Raw genomic sequence first — 1,076 nt, forward strand, 5'->3', positions numbered from 1 at the left:
AGAATCGGCCCCCACCAATCGATCATCTTTCGCTTCACATCGACGGGACACGGTGCGGCCGCGTGGACGGCGAGTCGCAGAGACGACATGTCGTAACGGTCGCGCGTTTCTTGTGGCAGTTTGAGCAGGCGCACGAACATTGTCGGCACCCACTGGCTGTACGTGATGCGATAACGCTCGATGTATTCCAGAGCCTTCTCCGGATCGAACCGATTCATCACCACAACGGTTCCGCCCAGCGCCTGGACCGACGCGCACGTCCGGAGCGGAGCGGCGTGATAGAGGGGCGCCGGGGACAGATAGATGTCGTCTTCGGTGACACCCCAAACACTTTGGTTCATCGCCGTCATCTGATCGCCGGGATCCTGTATCTGACGATTCGGTAGAGCCGGCTTGATGCCCTTGGGACGGCCGGTGGTTCCTGACGAGTACAACATGTCGGCGCCGCGCGGCTGATCCGGGAGCGGGACGTCCGACTCCATGTCAGCCGCCCGGTCGAGGGAGTCGTATCCGTCGAGTTGGCCGCCGAAGGAAAGCCTGGTCACCTGCCGGGGAACGAGTTCGGACAATGTCGCGGCCAGTTCGCTCAGAGCAGCATCGACGATGACTACCTTTGCCTCACAGTCCTCGACGACATATGCACCTTCCGGAGCGGTCAGGTGCCAGTTCACCATCGTCAGGTAGACACCGGAGCGCATAGCCGCCCAGTAGATGTCGAAGACCTGAACGTTATTGGTGGCGAGTACGGCCAGGTTGTCGCCCCGCCGCAACCCGAGTCCGTGGAGAACTCGCGCAATCCGAATCGAATTCGATTCCAGTTGCGCGAACGTCACCGCTTCACCGGTCTCGGCAACGATCACTGCGGCCTTGTCCGGGTTTGTCGCAACATACGCTCCGGGATACATGGTTTACTCCAAGGTTCGTTCGCTGAGGTCTTGTTCACAAAGTTGTTCGTGCGGAGATCATTCGAGAGAAAGCGCGACTTTTCCTACCGCCGTGCGCTCGCTCAACGACGCCTGTTGTCGGGTCTGGAAGCCGACTACTACGTCGACCTGAGGCGCGTCACGCTCGACGGC

At 60.5% G+C, this 1,076-nt stretch carries 1 protein-coding gene; it reads right to left on the reverse strand.

Annotated elements, in window-relative coordinates; translation table 11 throughout:
• Positions 1 to 905, reverse strand: a 905-nt coding sequence (locus ABT116_RS49675; RefSeq protein ID WP_351648324.1) for an AMP-binding protein, incomplete at its 3' end; no start/stop codon positions are given.
• Between the last annotated feature and the right edge of the window lie 171 nt (positions 906 to 1,076).

The organism is Streptomyces sp. NPDC002130, from assembly GCF_040296465.1.
Lineage (GTDB): Bacteria > Actinomycetota > Actinomycetes > Streptomycetales > Streptomycetaceae > Streptomyces.